Annotated in this window: 19 protein-coding genes; 7 read left to right on the forward strand and 12 right to left on the reverse strand. The window is 64.6% G+C overall.

Annotated features, from left to right (window positions below; translation table 11 throughout):
- Positions 1-21: 21 nt before the first annotated feature.
- Complete coding sequence (locus IF809_RS14255) at positions 22-4,284, reverse strand: autotransporter outer membrane beta-barrel domain-containing protein (protein WP_462837887.1); 4,263 nt, start codon at positions 4,282-4,284, stop codon at positions 22-24.
- A 187-nt stretch (positions 4,285-4,471) separates the two neighbouring features.
- Here IF809_RS14255 and IF809_RS14260 point away from each other — a divergent pair, with 187 nt between their 5' ends.
- On the forward strand, positions 4,472-6,196 hold the full coding sequence (locus tag IF809_RS14260) for a winged helix-turn-helix domain-containing protein (RefSeq protein ID WP_462837888.1): 1,725 nt from the start codon (positions 4,472-4,474) through the stop codon (positions 6,194-6,196).
- A 3-nt stretch (positions 6,197-6,199) separates the two neighbouring features.
- Here the strand turns inward: IF809_RS14260 and IF809_RS14265 are convergent, their stop codons facing one another.
- From IF809_RS14265 to IF809_RS14290, 6 genes are all read right to left on the reverse strand, one after another.
- Complete coding sequence (locus IF809_RS14265) at positions 6,200-7,144, reverse strand: lipid A biosynthesis lauroyl acyltransferase (protein WP_462837889.1); 945 nt, start codon at positions 7,142-7,144, stop codon at positions 6,200-6,202.
- An 11-nt stretch (positions 7,145-7,155) separates the two neighbouring features.
- Entirely contained in the window at positions 7,156-8,433 is a 1,278-nt protein-coding gene (locus IF809_RS14270) for a beta-ketoacyl-ACP synthase (protein WP_128967074.1), read from the reverse strand.
- A gap of 48 nt (positions 8,434-8,481) precedes the next feature.
- Positions 8,482-9,687 carry a beta-ketoacyl-ACP synthase gene (locus IF809_RS14275; RefSeq protein WP_462837890.1) on the reverse strand — a complete coding sequence of 402 codons (1,206 nt, stop codon included), beginning with the start codon at positions 9,685-9,687 and terminating at the stop codon, positions 8,482-8,484.
- Positions 9,684-10,154 carry a 3-hydroxyacyl-ACP dehydratase FabZ family protein gene (locus tag IF809_RS14280; protein WP_128967072.1) on the reverse strand — a complete coding sequence of 157 codons (471 nt, stop codon included), beginning with the start codon at positions 10,152-10,154 and terminating at the stop codon, positions 9,684-9,686. Before IF809_RS14280 ends, IF809_RS14275 begins: the two co-directional genes overlap by 4 nt.
- A 10-nt stretch (positions 10,155-10,164) precedes the next feature.
- Positions 10,165-10,452 (reverse strand): acyl carrier protein, encoded by a 288-nt coding sequence (locus tag IF809_RS14285; protein WP_007592476.1) that lies wholly within the window; start codon positions 10,450-10,452, stop codon positions 10,165-10,167.
- Between the two features lie 218 nt (positions 10,453-10,670).
- Complete coding sequence (locus IF809_RS14290) at positions 10,671-11,015, reverse strand: hypothetical protein (protein WP_128967071.1); 345 nt, start codon at positions 11,013-11,015, stop codon at positions 10,671-10,673.
- Between the two features lie 263 nt (positions 11,016-11,278).
- Here IF809_RS14290 and IF809_RS14295 point away from each other — a divergent pair, with 263 nt between their 5' ends.
- Positions 11,279-11,905 (forward strand): ParB-like protein, encoded by a 627-nt coding sequence (locus tag IF809_RS14295; RefSeq protein ID WP_462837891.1) that lies wholly within the window; start codon positions 11,279-11,281, stop codon positions 11,903-11,905.
- Between the two features lie 124 nt (positions 11,906-12,029).
- Positions 12,030-12,173, forward strand: a complete 144-nt coding sequence (locus IF809_RS14300; RefSeq protein WP_462837892.1) for a hypothetical protein — start codon at positions 12,030-12,032, stop codon at positions 12,171-12,173.
- A gap of 31 nt (positions 12,174-12,204) precedes the next feature.
- On the opposite strand, the gene IF809_RS14305 is transcribed toward IF809_RS14300, so the two are convergent.
- A complete protein-coding gene (locus tag IF809_RS14305) occupies positions 12,205-12,408 on the reverse strand; it encodes a hypothetical protein (protein WP_453991647.1) in 204 nt (67 codons plus the stop codon).
- Between the two features lie 158 nt (positions 12,409-12,566).
- On the opposite strand from IF809_RS14305, the gene IF809_RS14310 reads away from it, so the two are divergent.
- The 4 genes from IF809_RS14310 (at position 12,567) to IF809_RS14325 (ending at position 14,363) form a co-directional block, all read left to right on the forward strand.
- Positions 12,567-13,298: a Crp/Fnr family transcriptional regulator gene (locus tag IF809_RS14310; RefSeq protein WP_462837893.1), complete on the forward strand. Its 732-nt coding sequence runs from the start codon at positions 12,567-12,569 to the stop codon at positions 13,296-13,298.
- 8 nt (positions 13,299-13,306) lie between these two features.
- Positions 13,307-13,546 (forward strand): DUF6894 family protein, encoded by a 240-nt coding sequence (locus IF809_RS14315; protein ID WP_462837894.1) that lies wholly within the window; start codon positions 13,307-13,309, stop codon positions 13,544-13,546.
- A 183-nt stretch (positions 13,547-13,729) separates the two neighbouring features.
- The gene (locus IF809_RS14320; protein WP_462837895.1) at positions 13,730-13,918 is read left to right on the forward strand and encodes a hypothetical protein; all 189 of its coding nucleotides are present in this window, start codon (positions 13,730-13,732) and stop codon (positions 13,916-13,918) included.
- 247 nt (positions 13,919-14,165) lie between these two features.
- The gene (locus IF809_RS14325; protein WP_453991641.1) at positions 14,166-14,363 is read left to right on the forward strand and encodes a hypothetical protein; all 198 of its coding nucleotides are present in this window, start codon (positions 14,166-14,168) and stop codon (positions 14,361-14,363) included.
- A gap of 23 nt (positions 14,364-14,386) precedes the next feature.
- On the opposite strand, the gene IF809_RS14330 is transcribed toward IF809_RS14325, so the two are convergent.
- From IF809_RS14330 to IF809_RS14345, 4 genes are all read right to left on the reverse strand, one after another.
- Positions 14,387-15,049: a flavin reductase family protein gene (locus IF809_RS14330; RefSeq protein ID WP_462837931.1), complete on the reverse strand. Its 663-nt coding sequence runs from the start codon at positions 15,047-15,049 to the stop codon at positions 14,387-14,389.
- Between the two features lie 104 nt (positions 15,050-15,153).
- Positions 15,154-15,633 carry an MgtC/SapB family protein gene (locus IF809_RS14335; protein ID WP_128967065.1) on the reverse strand — a complete coding sequence of 160 codons (480 nt, stop codon included), beginning with the start codon at positions 15,631-15,633 and terminating at the stop codon, positions 15,154-15,156.
- Positions 15,630-16,208 carry a peroxidase-related enzyme gene (locus tag IF809_RS14340; protein WP_453991637.1) on the reverse strand — a complete coding sequence of 193 codons (579 nt, stop codon included), beginning with the start codon at positions 16,206-16,208 and terminating at the stop codon, positions 15,630-15,632. The genes IF809_RS14335 and IF809_RS14340 overlap by 4 nt, the downstream gene beginning before the upstream one ends.
- A 229-nt stretch (positions 16,209-16,437) precedes the next feature.
- Positions 16,438-18,177, reverse strand: coding sequence for an ATP-binding protein (locus IF809_RS14345; protein WP_462837896.1), 1,740 nt, complete (start codon positions 18,175-18,177; stop codon positions 16,438-16,440).
- Positions 18,178-18,274 lie beyond the last annotated feature (97 nt).

An 18,274-nucleotide genomic window follows, 5' to 3' on the forward strand; every position in this document is an offset into this window, starting at 1 on the left:
GCGGCGAACCAGATCTGTCGCCTACCACTCATAGCGCACCGTGCCCTTGCCCGTGTAAGTCTGCGTGCTGCGTGAGAACTCGCCGTCGACCGTGCCGGCGAGCGAGACGCCGTTACGCCATTTCATTTCGGCGCGGCCACCGACCAGCGCGGAATCGGCCGCGGGTTGTGCGCCGCTGACGGCGAAGGCGGCGCCGGGCAGGGTCTGGAAGGCGGCGTTGACGAAACGATTGGTGTTGCTGTCGTGCGCCCAGGCGAGGCGGCCGCGCAGAGTGAGCAGGCCATCGTTCACCAGGAAGCGTTGATCGGTGCGGGCGCCGAGCTCGGTGCGGACATTGGTGGTGTCCTGCGCGGTGTAGGACAGCGCGAACTGGTTGCTGCCGACCAGTACGGTCTCGCCGTAACTTGGCAGATGCACCATGGTGGCCTGCAGCGCTGCGTAAGGCGTGACGCCGAAGCTGGAGGCCAGGATCGGCACGAAGCGCCAACCGCTTTCGAGGCGGCCTGCATAGGTGCTCGCCTTGAAGTTCGCGGTAAGCCGGTCGGTGCCCGCGACGGTCACGGTGCGATCGGTGGTGACGTCCTGCCAGCCATAGGCGAACGCTGCCGAGAGATAGGCGGGCCCGAAATTGTGGCGCCCGTAGAAGCCGGCCTGGAACAGATCGGCGCGGCCGCCGCCGAGGCCATCCGACAGCGCAAAATTGTAGCCGGCGCCGCCGAGCGCAAACCCGATCAGCGTGTTCGGGGAGACGCGATAGTCGGCGCCCACGACGGTGCCGTAGATGCGGCTGCTTGTGGTGGTCGAACCTGCCGCGGCGTTGCCGCTCAGCGTGCTGGCGCCGCCATAGCCGGAGGCCCACATGCCCCAGCGGCGGTCGACGGCCTCGCCGCTGGCATCGCGCGGCGTTACCGCGGCGTAAGCCCCGCGCACTTTTGCGTCGTTTGGTGCGGTGGACGCATAGCCCAGCGTCCCGCCGTCGCCGGCCGTGCCGCCGCGCTCGCCGTCCGAGCCGCCACCGAAGGGATCAAGCATGCCGACGAATTGCTGCATGGCGTTGAACGAAGCCTGCGTGCCGGCGGCGCCTGGCTGTCCCGAGACCTGGCTGAGCCCGTGGTTGAGCTGAGGCTGGCCCATGTTGAGCAGCGCATCGAAGCCGGCCGGCGGCGTGCCGCCGCCTGCGACGGCTCCGTTAATGGCGCCGGCGACGTTGCTCTGGTTGGCACCGGTGCCTGCCGGCAGCACGATCGTGCCGGGATCGAGCACGAGGTAGACGTTGTTGAGGTCGTAGGTGAGATGCGGATTGCGCGCGGGGCTGAAGCTGCCGCTCACGCTCAGCCCGGCGAACTGCGTTCCGCCGAGGCCGCCGGTCGCATTGAGGATGGTGTAGGTCTGGCTGCGGAAGCTGCCGGGGATCGCCACCGCCTGCACGGTGGCGCCGGTGAGCGTCGCGGCGCCCGTGACATTGGTGCGGTCGGCGGCGGTGGTGGAGACCTCGACCCGGTAGAAGCTGCCGGCACTGAAGGCGAGGTTGCCGCTGACGCTGAGGGTGCCCACGGAATTGCCCGGCGCCAGCGTGCCGCCGCTCGCGATCGTCGTGTTGCCGACGGTGCCGGTGCCACCGAGCGTGCCGCCGCTGTTCACGGTGAGGCTGCTGGAGGACGCGATCGAGCCGTTCACCGCCAGCGTGCCGTCGTTCACGATCGTCGCGCCGGTGTAGGTGTTGATGCCTGCCAGCGTCAGCGTGCCGGTGCCGACCTTGACCAGCGAGGTCCCGGTCACGCTTCCGTTGCCGGTGAGCACGCCGGTGACGGTGGTCGACAGATTGTTGCCGCCGACCGTCAGTTCTTCGCCGTTGAGGTTGAAGTGGCCGCCGCCGGAGATCGAGCCGGCGCTGATCTTGCCGTCGCTACCCGGGCCGGGGGTGTTGAAGTCGATGACGGCGCTGGAGGTGGTGTTGATGAGCTGCGCGTTGCCGGCCGTGGAATTGCCGTCGAACAGCACGTTGCCGCTGTTATTGATGATCGCGCTGCCGGCCGTAGAGTGGCCGTAGAACGCCAACTGCGCGTTGTTGGTGATATCTGCGCTACCGGCCGAGCTATTGAGGAAGGCCAGCGTGCCGGCGGACACCGTCGCGCCGGAAAAACCTGCTGCGCCGGTCAGGGTCAGCGTGCCGGCGCCGGATTTGGTCAGCACGCCGCCGCTGAGAGTCTGGACGACGGTGAAATTGTTGGGGGCGTCTGCAATGTCGAACGTGCCGCCTGCTGCGCCCCAGTTGATGGTGCGCGCGGTGGCGGTAAATGTCGTGCCAGTAACTTGCAAGGTGCCGCCCTTGAAGGTCAGGCTGCCCGCCGCATCGCCGAGATTGGCGTCCGAGGAGACGCTGACCGTTCCGCCGGCGAAGGTGGTGCCGCCGGTGTAGGTGTTGGCACCCGACAGCGTCAGCGTGCCGGTACCGGTCTTGACCAGCGAACCGCCGGTGCCGCCGAAGGAGCCGCCATCGGCGATCACGCCGCTGACGGCGGTCGACAGATTGTTGCCGCCGACCGTGAGCTCGTTGGCACCGAGTAAGAAGGTGCCGTTGCCGGCGATCGAGCCGGCGCTGAGCTTATGGTCGCCGTTCGGGCGGGAGCTGCCGGAGAAATCGAAGACGGCATTGGCCGCGTTGTTGATCAGCTGCGCATTGCCGGCGGTCGCATTGTCCCGGAAAAAGGTCGTGCCGCCGGCATTGTTGGTAATCGTCGCGCTGCCGGCGGTGCTGTTGTCTCTGAAAATGAGATTATAGGTATTGGTGATTGTCGCGCTGCCAGCCGTGCTGAAGCCGGCGAACGCCATCGAAAGGTTGTTGGTGATGGTTGCGCGTGCGGCCGTGCTCGCATGATCGAAGCTCAAGGTGCCGTTGTTGGTGATGCCAGCGCTTCCCGCTGTGCTCGTTTGGTTGAAATTGACTGAGCCATCGTTGTTGATCGTCGCGTTACCGGCGGTGCTGGTGCCGTAAAACGTCGTGGAGCCGCCGCTGTTGTTGACGATGGTCGCGCTGCCAGCAGTACTGGCGTCGTAAAAAGAAGTGGCTCCGGCGCTGTTGTTGGTGATGGTTGCGCCGCCAGCCGTGCTGGCTTCGTAGAAACTCAGCGTGCTGCCGTTGGTGATGGTGGCGCTGCCAGCCGAACTGAGATTGTGGAACCCCAAGTACCGGTTGTTGGTGACGATGGCGCTGCCGGCTGTGCTGGTGTCCCAGAGGTACAGATAGTAGTTGTTGGTGATGGTGGCGCTGCCCGCCGTGCTGCTGTTCCTGAAGTTCAGAAGGCCGTCGTTGGTGATGGTGGTGATGCCGCTGGTGTCGGCGTTGAAGACATTGACTGCGCCCGAGCTGTCGACGTTGACGGTCCCCACAATGGAGCCGACGCCGCCGGGACTGCCGAGCTGTAACGTGCCGCCATTGATCGTGGTGCCGCCGGTATAGGTGTTGGCGCCCGACAGGGTCAGCGTGCCGGTGCCGGTCTTGACCAGCGAGCCGCCGGCGCCCGAAATGACGCCGCTCACCTCGGTCGAGGAATTGTCAGAGCCGACCGTCAGTTCATTGGCGCCGAGGTTGTAAGAGCCGGCGCCCGCGATCGAGCCGGCGCTGATCTTGTTGTCACCGTTTAATCCTGTGGTGTAGGAGAAGTCGACCACGCCATAATTGTTGTTGTTGATGGCGGCATTGCCGGCTGTGCTGTTTTGCAAGAATTGGATCACGCCGCTATTGTTGTTGATGGCGGCATTGCCGGCCGTGCTGTTTTGCAAGAATTGGACGACGGAATTGTTGTTGATGGTGGCGCTGCCAGCGGTGCTTGAATCGAAGAACCATAAGAAATTGTGATTGTTGATGATGGCATTGCCGGCCGTGCTGCCCTGGTCGAACCTCAGGATGTTATAGTTGTTGATGGTGGCGCTACCGCCGTTGACGGTGATTCCGGCACCCGTGAACTCCAGCTGGTTGCTGACGTCAAACGTGTAGTTCGAGGCGCCGGCGTTGAACGTCCAGCCGCCGACGCTGGCGCTCGAGATCGCCAGGCTGGTGGTCGAAGAGGTGCCGAACGAGGCGGTGCCTACCGGCACGAAGCCACCGTCCCAGTTGGAGCCGGTGCCATAGTCGTTGCTGCCGGGAGAGGTGAGCCAGGTGCCGTTCGACGCGGCGCGCGCCGGCCCGGCCGGCAGGGTCCAGGCCAGGGCCAGCGCCGACGACGTCAGCAGCGCGGCCCGCAGGCGGCGGTTCGCCCTGAAATAATGTTTCCCCGTCCTCACCACTTCCCCCAACACGCAGGTCCCGAGTCCTCGAGGGGATTCTTCGCACCGGGCGGGATTGGTGTCCTGATAAGGGGTTGGCGAGTTTCTGAAAGTTTCTGATATTTGCGTTTCAGACCCGATTTTCGGGCATTTCCGGCAGACTTCGGCTATATGAGCCGCCTTGAGAGACGTGTTGGGGGTTAGCTTGCTTCGTTTCGCCGGCTTCGAGCTGGACCTGACGCGCGCGGAGCTGCGCGGGGCCGATGGCACGCCGATCAAGCTCCGTCCCAAGTCCTTCGAGATGCTCCGGCTTTTCGCCGCCAGCGGCGGCCGCGTGCTGAGCAAGCAGGAGCTGATGGAGGCGGTCTGGCCCAACGTCCATGTCGGCGAGGACAGCTTGTTTCAGTGCATCCGGGAGCTTCGCGCCGCGCTCGGCGACGAGCGGCGGCAGCTGATCAAGCTCGCCTCCGGCGGCGGCTATCTGTTGGCGGCGGAGGTTGTGGACGTGCCGACCGCGAGCCGGATGCAAGACGCGACGGGGCCACTCGGCAGGGCCGAACCCCCGTCGCTGGCCGAGCGTGCCGCAGTATCTGGAAGACCGCACCGCGCCCTGTTTGGCTTCAGCCGGCGTGCGATCCTCGCCGCTGTCGCGGGGCTCGGTGTGATCGTCGTGGGTCTTGCGGTGGCCGCGCCGGCGTTGAAGCCCGACCTTCTGTTCGGGCGACCGCTGCCGCGCATCGCCGTGGCGGCGATCGTCGACGCCAGCAATGATCCGCGCGGCGCGGCGATGGCGACGGAGGTCACCGGCCGGCTCCTGGATGGCTTTGCCAAGATCCAGAACGTCAGCGTGGTTGCGCCACGATTGACGGTCGCAGGCGACGAGAGCGCCGCAGCGACCGCTGCCGCATCCGATTACGAACTGCGCGGCGAGCTGCAGCTCAACGATCAATCCTGGATCTTGCGGGCGCGCCTCATCAAGGCCGGCACCGGCGAGGTTCAGTCCGTCGCAGCGTCCCTCGCCGCGGACGACGCAGACGCGCAGCTTGCGCAGTCCCGGCTCGCCGCCGGCGTCGGCCATGTGCTCGCGCGGCGCTTGAATGAAGTCCTGGAGCCGAGCGCCTCGGCAGTTCCCAGCCGCAAATCGTCGGCTGGCGGCGACAAGGTAGCGGTCGAGCAGGCGCTCGCCTCGATCAACCAGACGACGCGCGAGCGTTTCGGCGTGGCGCAATCCATGCTTCGAAAGGCGATCACCGACGACCCTGACAACGTCGATCTCGCCGTCGCGCTGTCTTCGCTGCAGCTGCGCGGCATCCAGATGGTCTGGTTCAGCCCGGAGGAGGCTGTGACGGTCGAAGCGAACGCCAATGCGACGCTCGAGCAGGCCCTGCGGCTGAAGCCCAATTCGATTCCGGTGCTCGAGGCCCATTGCCGCTTCCTCAGCGCCACCAACCATTTCGTGGAAAGTCTCGTCACCTGCGCCAGGGCCTTGAGCTTCGACCCGTGGGACGGGTCTGCGCTCTACCTGATCGGCCTCGGGCAGATTTTTCTCGGCCGCTTCGACGATGCGCTCGCGACATTCCGGCAAGCCGATCGTTACGACACGCCGGCGGCGTCGCGCTGGACCTGGCTGCTCGGCGCGGGCCTGGCGAATGTTATGATGGGGCGTGACCAGGAGGCGCTGCCGTGGTTGCAGCGTTCGATCGCCATCACGCCGGCGACCGGCCGCTCGCAGATGCTGCTCGCTGCCGCCTACCAGAGACTCGGTCACACCGAGCAGGCGAGGGTAGCGATGCAGGAAGGGCTGAGGCTGCGGCCCGGCACGACGAAGCTCACTGTCTCGCCGCCGATGAAGAATGCCAGCCCGGTGTGTATCGCAGCCTGGGATCGCATCGTTCAGGCCGAGATCGAGGCAGGCTTGCCGGAGCAGTGAGCCCTACCGCCACCGCCGATGCAGCCACAGCCACTGCTCGGGATGCTCGCGCACCCAGCCTTCCACCACATTGGTGACGGCCTGGGTGGTGCCCTGGATGTCGATCTTGCCGTCGGCATTGCGCACCGGCGGGATCTCTTCGGTCAGTTCGGCGCGGAAGCGGAAGCCGGGCAGGCGGATGATGCGGACGCCGTGGATCGGGCATTCGACCTGACGGAGCAGGCGCGCCAGCATCGGATTGGCGCGGGTCTTGCGGCCGAAGAAGGTGACCTCGACGCCGCCGGTCAGATATTGGTCGATCAGCATGGCGACGTGCTTGCCGTCCTTCAGCGCCTGCGCAAGCCGCAACGGCGCGTCGCGGCCGGCAGGGATCAGCGTGCCCATGTTGACCTGGCGCATCTCCTGGATGATGCGGTCGGCCGAGGCGATGTTCGGGCGGCGATAGAGGATCGCCGCGTCCAGCCCGTGCGCGACGGCGGCGAGCGCCGGCAATTCCCAATTGGCGAGATGGGACGCAAAGATCAGTGCCGGCTTGCCGTCGTCCCTGATCTGATCGAACAGCTCGATGCTGCGCCTCGGCAGTTCGATCCGGCTGCGTTCCGGATGCGCGCGGTCGTAATCCCAGACGTGATCCATGTGGGCGAACTCGGCGCCGACGCGACCGAGATTGTCCCATACGCCCATCAGGATCTCTTCGATCTCTGCCGGCGATTTCTCTGGAAAAGCGGCAGTGAGATTGGCGCGGCCGATGCGATGCTCGCGCAGGCGCGGACCGATCGTCTTGGTGACGCGCGCGAAAAAATCCGAGGTCTTGACCGGATCGAAATAGCGCGTGGTGCGCAGCATGCCCACCGTGGCGGCACCGATCAGGCCCCCGCTGATCGACTTTGCAGCCTCCTTGGCTGCATTCCGCGCACGAATCTTCGTGCTGATGGGAATCAGCGCCATGCTGCGTTCGGTCAGGCCGGTTCGCGCGTCAGGATCAGCGAGGCATTCTGGCCGCCGAAGCCGAACGAGTTCGACATCACTGCAGTGACACGGGCATCGCGCGCCTTGTTGCCGACGACGTTGAACAGGATCGTGGGGTCTGGAATGTCGTAGTTGATCGTCGGTGGAATCCGCTGATGCTCGAGCGTGAGCAACGAGAAGATCGCCTCGACCGCGCCGGCGGCCGAGATGGTGTGGCCGACCATCGACTTGTTGGAGGTGACCGGGATCTTCGAGACGAGATCGCCGAACACGGCCGATGTCGTATTGTACTCCATCTTGTCGTTTTCGGGCGTCGAGGTGCCGTGCGCGTTGATGTGGTCGATCTGGTCCGGCGTCATGCTGGCATCGGCCAGCGCCTTGTTCATGCAGCCGATGATCGGCTTGCCGTCGGGCGAGGAGCGGGTGCGATGGAAGGAATCGGTGAGCTCGCCGCAGCCGGCGATCACGCCGAGGATCCTGGCGCCGCGCGCGGTCGCGGCTTCATAGCTCTCCAGCACCAGCGCGCCGGCGCCTTCGGCCATGACGAAGCCGTCGCGGTTCTTGGAGAAGGGGCGGGAGGCCGCCTGCGGCGGATCGTTCTGGGTCGACAGCGCCGACAGCAGCGAGAAGCGCACCAGGGCTTCCGGATTCACGGTGCCGTCGGTCGCGACGCACAGAGCGGCATCGGTCTCGCCGCGGCGGATTGCCTCGACGCCGAGCTGGATCGAGGTCGCGCCGGACGCGCAGGCCGTCGACAGCGAGATCGGCGAGCCCTTGGTGCCGAAGGTCTCGGCAAGATGGGCTGCGACCGAGCCGAACATGAAGCGGTGGTGATAGGCGCTGTACTTGCCGCCGCCGGAGATGCGCAGGAGATCGTCATAAGTGAAGTCGGGCTTGCCGACGGCGCGGCCGAGCTCGCGGCGCTGCGGCCATTCGACTTCGACCGGCGCCACCGCGAGGAAGAGCGGGCCCGGGAAATCGGCCTTGGCGCCGATGCCGGCCTGCTCCAGGGCTTCCTGTGTGACCAGCTCGGCCATCCGCTCCGACAGACCGGTGGACGAGAACGGATCGACGCTGACGAAATCGACCGTGCCGGCCATCGTCGTCTTCAGGCCGTCGACCGGAAAGCGCGTGATGGTGCGAATGCCGGATTCGCCGGCAACGAGCTTCGCCCAATTGTCAGCCTTGCCGGCACCGAGCGAGGTCATGATGCCCATGCCGGTGACGACGACAACGGGACGCCCGAGTTTGTCGCGTGGTGCAGTCATGTGTCCCCCGATAGAGCTAGAGCATCACTCGCCAGAGCGCGACGCGCTTCAGCTTACGGCTTCCACCAGCGCCATGCCTTCGCCGCGCCAGTGTCCGGCGCCCACCACCACAATCTGGGTGGGTGCGCCCTGCATTTCAATCTCGGTCCCCGTGGAATCGTTCGGCGGGAACAGCGCGCCGCGCGAGATTGCCAATGCGGCCAGCGCAATGCCGAGCGGGAATTGCGTTTCCATGGTGTGCCCGAACATCGTGCCGGTCGCGCGCACCGGGAAGTCGGCGTGGCTTTTCAGGAAGCCGCGCTCCTCGCTGGTCGCGGGCTCGGCACCGGTCGCGCCCGTGATGATCGCGCCCTTGCCTTCGCGCCTGGGGAGCTTGGCCCAGAGCTTCTCGAGCGTCGCGGCCATGTCGCCGGGCTGCTTGCGGCGGGCGAGGTCGGCGACCACGCTCGACAGCTTGGCAAACGGCTTCGCACCGCGCGCCTGTGCATGCGCCTTCGATTCCAGCACCAGGAACGCGCCCGCCGAGCCGAGCGCGAAGCCGGAATGGTCCTTGCGCGCCCAGACGGGCGCGAACTTGTCCTTGAGGTTGAAGTCGCCGAATTCGTAGAGGACCATGAGGTCCTTGCGCTCGCCATTATGCGAGCCGCCGACCAGCGCAATATCGCTCTCGCCCGAAGCGATGCGTGCAAGCGCAATGCGGGCCGCGTCCGCGCCCGCGACCTCTTCGCCCATGAAGGTGCGCGAGGTGCCGCCGAGGCCGTGGACGATGGCGATGTTGCCGGCGAGCAGATTGGAGAGCTGGGCAAGGAACAGGGTGGGCCGCAGATCGCTCATCAGCCGCTCGTTGAGGAAGCCGGGCGCGTTGGCCCCCTTGGCTTCGGCGGTGAGCACGCCGGTGTCGACGTTGAGATCGCGTTCGCCGCCACCGGCGGCCACGACCATGTCGATCTTCGACAGGATGTCCTTGTTGCCCTTGATGCCGGCCGAGTCGAGCGCCAGGCCCGCAGCATAGGTGCCGATGCGCTGCCAGGCTTCCATCTGGCGCTGATCGCCCTTCTTCGGGATCTGGCTGTCGAAAGTCACCGGCAGCAGCGGATGCACGATGTAAGGCGCAAAGCCTTTCTCGTCGACATTGACGCGCTTCTCGGAAAGCGCGGTCCAGTTGGCGTCGAGACCTTCGCCGAGCGAAGTGGCAAGACCAATGCCGGTGATCCAGACTTCCGTCTGGCCGGGCTTCGAAGCGGTGTCGGTCATGGCGATACGGCCTGTTGCGGAAAGCCGACGCGTTGTGCGACCGCGTCCATGTATCCGCGCATATCTGAATTGGGGAAGGGGATCAGCGTGAAAGTGAGCTGCGAGTTCGCACGCAGCTTGCCGCCGACGCGGATCTTGGCCTCGGTCATCGCATAGCCCGAGCCCTCATGGGCCACGCTTGCCTCGAGGGTCATCAGGTCACCCGGAAACACCGAGCCGCGCACCTTGGCTTCCTTCACGGCGGCGAGAATGGGCATGCGCTCGAACTTCAAGACGCCAAGCAGGAGAAAGCCCGAGGCCTGCGCCATCGATTCGATCAGCAGCACGCCAGGCATCAGCGGATAGCCCGGGAAGTGCCCCTCGAAGACGGTGCTCTCCTGGGGGACCTGGGCCTCGACAACGATCGTCTTCTCGTCGACCTTGAGGTCGACGATGCGATCGATCATGTGGAAGTATTCGAGTTGCATGACCGCCCGATTAGGCGCTCGCGCCCTTGGCGGCAACCAGCTCGTCGATGCGCGCGCACAGGTTCTTCAGGACGAAATACTGCTCGGTGGTCGCCTTGCCGTCGTTGACTTCCTGAGTCCACTTTTCCAGCGGCAGCTTGATACCGAACTGTTTGTCGATCGCAAACGCGATGTCCAGAAAATCGAGGCTGTCGATGCCGAGGTCATCGATGGCATGGCTATCCGGCGTGATCGTGTCGCGCGGGATGTCGCAGGTTTCAGCGATGATCGTAGCGACCTGATCGAATGTGGAGGACATCACTAAGCCTTTGATATATTGCAGGTATTTGTCAGATATCCAGGAGTGGCACGGTGGGCGGGCGTCGCGTCCCGGATGACGCCCTCAAACCCCCCTCTGGACGGGTCGGAAGCCCGTATATCGGAGCGCCGCCCTGAGTTCAATGGAGCCGGACAGGGATGCCGCCCAAGGCTCCGGGCAGAGCAGCCCCCCAAGGAGGTCTCGGCGGCGCGCTTGGCCTAGAGGTGCGGCGTCGTGATCTTGACGCAGTCCCGCCGGCCCATCAGCACGCAATCCTGCGTCCGGCGCAAATCGGCGATGCTGACCGCGAGCCAGATCCCGATCGCGGTCAGCGCGATGGTGAAGGCGAGCGCGGCGATATTGGCGAGCATGCGATGGCGGAAGTCGTCCGGCTCGTCGCGGGGCTGTTCATAGCGCGACAGATCGAGCGGCTCGGGCGCTGCGGCACGCAGCGGCTGTACGATACCGCCGCCCCGGTGGATCACGGGGGAGGGCGTCGTTCGCGGCCTGAACTGGAGCACCCGGTGCTCGTCATCAGAGGCTATGGGCCGCTGGGATTTCATGGGACGGCGATTACTCCGAAGCAGCGATTTTTAGATAGCATAAGCGACACACCGGTTGCAGAAAATCTTCTCCTTATGCGTTCGCATCATCGTCCCTGGATGCTTCTGGGAACGGGTTGTGATTGCGACGCCGGGGCGCGCGCGGGTTGCGCTGCAACACCAACCGGACAAGGCACTTCCAACTCGCATCCATGTTGCCGCCGCAACGTGCATGGCATAATCGGGAACCCGGACCCAAACACCAGAGGAAAGGCCGTTCGATCATGACCACCAACGCGCGCGAGCCGAGAGTGCATCCGGTGTCGATCCTGTCGCTCCGGCCGACGCAAATGACGGTCGGCATGCGCGAGGTCAAGGAGAAGCGCAAGCGCTGGCGGGAGCATGGCAAGAAGAAGCAGTCCGACATGCTCGGCACCCATATGATTCCCGTCGTTGCCGGACCGGACGATCGCTATTACGTCATCGACCACCACCATCTCGGCCGTGCGCTGCACGATGAGGGGATCAAGCAGGTGCTGGTCACCGTGGTCGGCGATCTCCGGATGGTCGAGCGCGAAGCGTTCTGGGGCGTGATGGACAACAAGCGCTGGGTCTATCCTTACGATAGCAAGGGCGAGCGTCGTTCGTTCCGCGACCTGCCGAAATCGGTCGCCGACCTCAAGGACGATCCTTTCCGCAGTCTCGCGGGCGAGCTTCGCCGCATGGGCGGTTTCGCCAAGGACACCACCCCGTTCTCCGAATTTTTGTGGGCCGACTTTCTGCGCCGCAAGCTGACGCGCAAGGCCGTGGACGCCAATTTCGACAAGGCGCTGGAAAAGGCCTTGGCGGCGGCCAAGAGCAAGGACGCGGTCTATCTGCCCGGCTGGTGCGGCCCGGCGTCGGACGATTGAGGCGCGCCCGCGCGCAAGCTGATCACAGGCGCTTGAGCGACATCACTTTCTGCGCCGACGAAACCGTCCTGAAACAGAGCCACCCCACATAATCGTGGTCGTCGAGCTCACACAGGAGGCTCACATGCGCCGTCTGGTTTTCGTCATTGCCTTGCTCGCGGTCGCTTCGGTCGGAATCTCGGCCTCGTTTGCCGCGGTTCAACAGGCCAGGACTCGGACATTCGCCGAGCGCTTTGCCCCGGCGCTTCCGCTGCTGGTCAAGCACTAGCGATCTCGCACCTCGTAACCGGGCGCGCAGATCACTTTGGATCGTGCGGCTCGGGCGCGGATAACAAGCGTTCCATGTCCGCAGCGGCTTCGCCGTCGCGGACCTTTTGCAGCAGCGCGTATCGCTCGGCGCCTGCCGGCAGGTTTTGAGCGGCGGCGCGCGCCTCTTGCGTGAACCTGGTCAGGCGTTCCTGGAGGGACAGGGCCGGTCGCGTGCGATTGCGCTTCTTGGTCATGGTGTGGCCTTTCGGGCGCCAAGCCAACCATGTGCGGACAAACCCCGTCCTTAACTTTTGTTGGAACCGGGCAGGGCGATTGCGGGTTTCATTGTGACGGCGCTGTGGCGTCAGGAAATTCCATCAGGTTCATTTTCACGCCATCGGAGCTCATCGAGGTGCCCAGCGATCCCATCCGTGCGGCGCTCATCAGGCGGCTGCGCGTCTCGTCCGCGATCGCGGACGAGGACGTCAAGGAGATCGAAGCCCTTCCGATCTCCGTGCGGCAGTACCCCGCCGAAACGGCGGTGGTGCGCGATGGCGAGCGCGCGAGCGAGTGTTGCCTGATCGTGGATGGTTTCTGTGTGCGCTCCAGGACCATCGCGAGCGGCAGGCGGCAGATCCTTTCACTCCAGATCCCCGGCGAAATTCCTGATTTGATGAGCCTGTTCCTGCACGTGATGGACCATGACCTCACCACGCTGACTCCCGCGACGCTGGGCTTCATCAGCCACGACAATCTGAGGAGGCTGCACCGCCGCAGCCCCAGCGTCGCCGAGATGTTCTGGCGCGATACGCTGATCGACTCGGCGATGTTCCGCGAATGGATCGTCAATGTCGGTCAGCGTCCTGCGCCGGCGCGGCTCGCCCACGTCATGATCGAGCTGCGCGAACGCCTCAGGCTCATCGGCCGCGCGGAGAGCGACAGCTTCGAGATGCCCCTGACGCAGGAGCAGATCGGCGAAGCCCTGGGAATTACCGCGGTGCACGCCAATCGTGTGATCAAGCAGGTGCGGCAGGAAGGCATCCTCGAGTTTAACCGCGGCCGTGTCACGGTGCTCGACGAGCGGAAATTTCAGGAACTAGCGGATTTCGACGGCCGTTACCTGCATCAGTCGCCAACCCTTTGAGGCGCCCGATGCCACGATTCCATTTCGATATCCACGAGGACACCCGCCTCATCACCGACGAGGACGGACAGAACTTTGCGGATGTGGAGGGGGCCCGCAAGGAGGCCATGCTGACCGGAGCCTCCATCGCCCGCGAGGCGTTCGTGGCCGGCAGCGCCGGTCATGTCGTGGTCGACGTGCGCGAAGACGAGCATGCGCCCTGCCTGAAGATCTCGATCAGGCTCGAGGTCGAGAAGATCAACGGATGATCAGAACGACTTCGCGCGCGTAAGCCGCGGACGACGATGCGCGATTGTTCCTATGAATCGCGAAATTATTTCGGCATGGCCGATAACGTAAGTTAGCGACATCCGGGCCATCCGAGCGCAGCGTGGCGACACCCGCGCAAGACAATTTGAGGTGGCGGCGAGGTGGACAACCGGGAAAACAGCATGGATCGCAAAGCGGCGTGCCTGCTTCAGGCCGCCGTCTGCCGCGAACAGGCGGTGGCCGATCCCCTCAATCACGACTATTGGGTCGATGAAGCGATCAAATGGCTGGAGCTTGCGCATGCGCCCGCGAGTCCGGTGGTCGTGACGATCGAATTTCCGCCGAACGTTCGCGGCCTTGCCGCCGAATAGCCGTCCATCCGGTTGCACGCGCCTTCTAACGACGACGGTCGAGCGCCGGCGAAATATAGGAACGTAGATATCGCGCCGGCGTCGATCCTGTGCGGCCGGCGACCACCCGGCTGCCGGTCGCACCTTCAGCGGCGGTCCCGGCGCGTATGCGTCAATGCCGGGATCGTCCGCGTGCCAAGGCCGCCGCAGCGGAGCTGAAGTCGCTCCACCCGCACTCGGGCATCGCCAACAACGACAGGAGGTCGCAATGAGCAGACGAGACGATATTCACACCACGCGGCGGACCGAACCCAATGGAGTTGAGCCGGCGTTTTCCGAAGACGACCTCCAGCGCGAGCAGCTCGGGCCACGCGGTGTTCCCGGTCAGCCGGATGCGGCCAGAATGACGCCGCAGCGTGCCAAGAAAACGCCTGCCGAGGGCGATTTCGACGGGCATACGTCCTGAGTGTCTGAAGGATGGAGCAGCGTCTACGATTGCCGCTGGCTCCAATAATCGTCGAGCGTCGGCGTCTCCATGTCGAAACGGTCGCGAATGGTCGAGCAGGTCCTGCCGCCAAGCCTTGCGATGGCATCGAGCCTGGCAGGGTCGATGTGCAGGCGTTCGGCATCGACGACATCGGCGTGGTAATGCGCGAACAGGATCTCGCCCATGATGATCTGGCGCGACTTGCCGAGCTCGAGCGTCACGTGACGGCGGCATTCGAACGCGGCGGGAGCCTCCTTGATCCAGGGCGAGGCCACCGTCTTGCCCGGCATCGCGGTCAGGCCAGCAGCCCGTAATTCGTCGTGCTCCGGTGAGAACGGCACGGCGCAGACATGCATGGCTTCGGCGATCGCATGCGAGACGATGTTGACGGTGAAGACCTCGGTCAGGCGGATGTTGAGGCCGGTGTCCTTGAACCGCATGTCCGGATGATTTTCGACGCCGAGCGCCAGGATCGGCGGATCAGCCGAGAGGCAATTGAAGAAGCTGAACGGCGCGGCGTTGATCCGCCCGGCGGGATCGACCGTCGTCACCAGCGCGATCGGCCGCGGCACGACCGTACCGATCAGCAGCTTGTATTTGTCGCGCGCCGACATCTCGCGGAAATCGAACGTCACGTCGGCCGGTTCATCAGCGCTGCTGTTCATCATGTCTTTCGGGTCCGAACGGTCATCGGCTCGCCGGCAACCGACGAGCGGCAATTATTGGTGTTTCGGGTCAATAATCGAGCGGAAGATTTGAGCAAAGGCCGCTAGGTCGGCCTATTCTCCTGGTGCGGCTCGTCCTTGCCACCGAGCATCCGGTGCACGTGTCGCTCGAGCCGGCGGCCGATCGTGAGCAGCACGAAGGCCAATGCCAGCGCGACGACGACGATCTTCCATTGGCCCGCACCGCAGACGATCCCGAGGCAGGCGGCAAGGAAAGTGCACGCCGCGCTGGTCAGACCACGGACGCGGAATCGCTCGCTTTCGTGAACGATGACGCCGGCACCGAGAAAGCCGATGCCGGTGAGGATGCCCTGAATGATCCGGCTGGTGGCATCGACGACCTTGCCGGGCTCGGAGAGTTGCAGGCCGAGCAGCACCACGGTCGCGGTGGAAAGGCCGACAATGCCAAGCGTCTTCAGCCCGATCGGCTTGCCGTTCAGGTCGCGGTTCAGCCCGATCGCGCTTCCGGCAAGCATCGCAACGCCAAGGCGCAGCAGGATTTCGGACCAGTCGATATCCATCATGCTTTTGGCAGTCGTCCCATCAGATAGAATTCGTCATTCGGACGCATGCCGGTGAAATTCGCCAGCCGGTTCGAGAGTCCGAAGAAGGCCGAGATCGCGGCGATGTCCCAGATGTCGTCGTCGCTGAAGCCGTGGGGGCCGAGGGCTGCGAAATCCTCCTCCGAGCTGCGCTGCGCATCCGACGAGATCTTCATCGCGAAATCGAGCATCGCCTTCTGCCGCGGCGTGATGTCGGCCTTGCGATAGTTGGCCGCGATCTGGTCGGCGATCAAAGGGTTCTTGGCGCGGATGCGCAGGATCGCGCCATGGGCGATCACGCAATACTGGCACTGGTTCGCCGCCGAGGTCGCCACCACGATCATCTCGCGCTCGGCCTTGGTCAGCCCGCTGTCCTTCTCCATCAGCGCGTCGTGATAGGCGAAGAAGGCGCGGAACTCGTCGGGCCGGTAAGCCAGCGTCAGAAATACGTTGGGGACGAAGCCGCTCTTCTCCTGCACGGCGAGGAGGCGCGTGCGGATGTCCTCAGGGAGGGCGTCGATTGCAGGGGCTTGAAAGCGTTGCGCGGGCTTTGTCATGAGCATGGATTCCGGCTTCGGGGATCGGCAACCATAGTCGATGCGGCAAGGCGTCTCAATGTGCCGCGATAGTTCGCGAGTGTGCCACACCCTCGGTGTCATCGCCCGATTTAATCGGGCGATCCAGTATTCCAGAGGCCGAGGTGATTGAATTGAGACGCTGCAGCATACTGGATGCCCCGGTCAAGCCGTGGCATGACAGCGAATTTGTGGAGGCAACTTCCGTCCGCTATCGCAGCGGCTTCTTCAAAAGCGAGAAACGGTCTGGATCGAGCCCCATCGAGGGCTGCAGCATCGGCGTTTCGGCGGGGGTAAGCGTCTTCGCCGGAGGCGCGGAGAACACCGGGTCGTTAGGGACGTCGCGCTGCGAGGTTGCGCCGCGCCAGCGCTCGAGCACGGCGCTGACGAAATGCATGTCGTGACCGGCATTGACTGACGGCACGCTCGAAATCGTGGCTTCGCCGCGCGGCAATTGATGTGGCGGCACCTCCTTGAAGCGCAGGCGCGTCGGCAGCGCGACGCCTTCGCCGAACGCCAGCACCTCGCGGGTGCCGAGCGACGGCACGAAGGACAGCAAGTTCGCGGCCGCATCCGACACCGCGGCGCGCAGCAGCGCCTGGTCGCGGTCGTTGGCAAGACGCATCGTGAACAGCGTGTTGCACTGGGAGATGATGGTGGCGTCGAGCTCGGCCGGCCGCTGGGTGATCAGGCCGAGATAGACGCCGTATTTGCGCCCCTCCTTGGCGATGCGCGAGACCGCCTTGCGGGTTGGGCCGAAGCCGATATTGCGGTCGGCGGAGGCATAGCGGTGCGCCTCTTCGCAGACGAACAGCAGCGGCGAGACGCCGTCGCTCCACAGGCCGAAATCGAAGGCCATGCGGCAGAGCACGGAGACGACGGAGTCGATCACTTCCGCCGGGAAGCCGGCGAGCTGCATCACCGTCATCGGCTTGCCGTTGGCGGGCAGCCGGAACAGATGGCTGATCACCTCGGCCATGGTGTCGCCACCGACATTGGCATTGTCGAACATGAAGGCGTATCGAGGATCGTTCTTCACGGCCTCGATGCGCGACATCAGCTTATGATAGATGATGCGCGAGGAGCGGTTTTCCAGCTTGCCCATGCGCTCGTCGATGAGCGAGATCAGGTCGACCAGACGATACGGAACCGGCGTATCGACGGTGAAGCCGATCTGCTTGGGATCGATGCGCTTCAGGCCGAGGCGGTCGGCGTTCTGGTACTGGGTGTAGACGCCCTTGGCGAGCGGGATGACTTCCGCAAGGATGTCGAGCTCCTCGGGCACGCCGGCGCGGCCGCCGAACAGCACGTCGACGATTTCCTCGAAATTGAACAGCCAGAACGGCAGCTTGAGGTTTCTCGGGTTGAGCACCAGCGCGCGGTCGCCGAAGCAGCGACCGTATTCGTTGTGCACGTCGAGCAGGAAGATGCGCAGGTTCGGCCGCGCTTTCAGGATCTCGTTGAGCAGCAGCGAGACGCCGGTCGATTTACCGACGCCGGTCGATCCGAGCACGGCAAAATGCTTGGACAGCATCTCCTCGACGTCGACATAGGCGACGACGGAGCGGTCCTGCTGGAGGAAGCCGACATTGATCTGATCCGACCCGGTCGGTGCGTAGATCGTGCGCAGCTCCTGGCTGGTGATCAGGTCCACGGCGTCGCCGATGGTCGGATAATTGGTGACGCCGCGCTGGAATTTGGCCTTGTCGGCGGCATTGAGGATCTCACCGAGCAGGTCGACCGAGGCGATCGCTATGTAGTTGTCGCTGCTCGACAAACTCTCGCAGGACACCTCGGTGATCATAGCGACGATGACCGAGCTGGCGCAGCGGATGCTGACGAAACGGCCGACGGTCGCCCGCACTTCCGAGATCGGCATCCGGCTTTCCGCCAGAAGCCCGACCCGAGCCAGCGATCCGCGTACCGAAATCACGCGTCCAAAGGATGTCACGATGGATGAACCTGAAAAGTCAGACTGTTTCTCCAACTATGCGCGGCCGTGGCTGCACAAACGGTTAAACCGCAGAGGCGGCCGCTTTGTTAAATGT

The organism is Bradyrhizobium sp. UFLA06-24 (genome assembly GCF_054967145.1).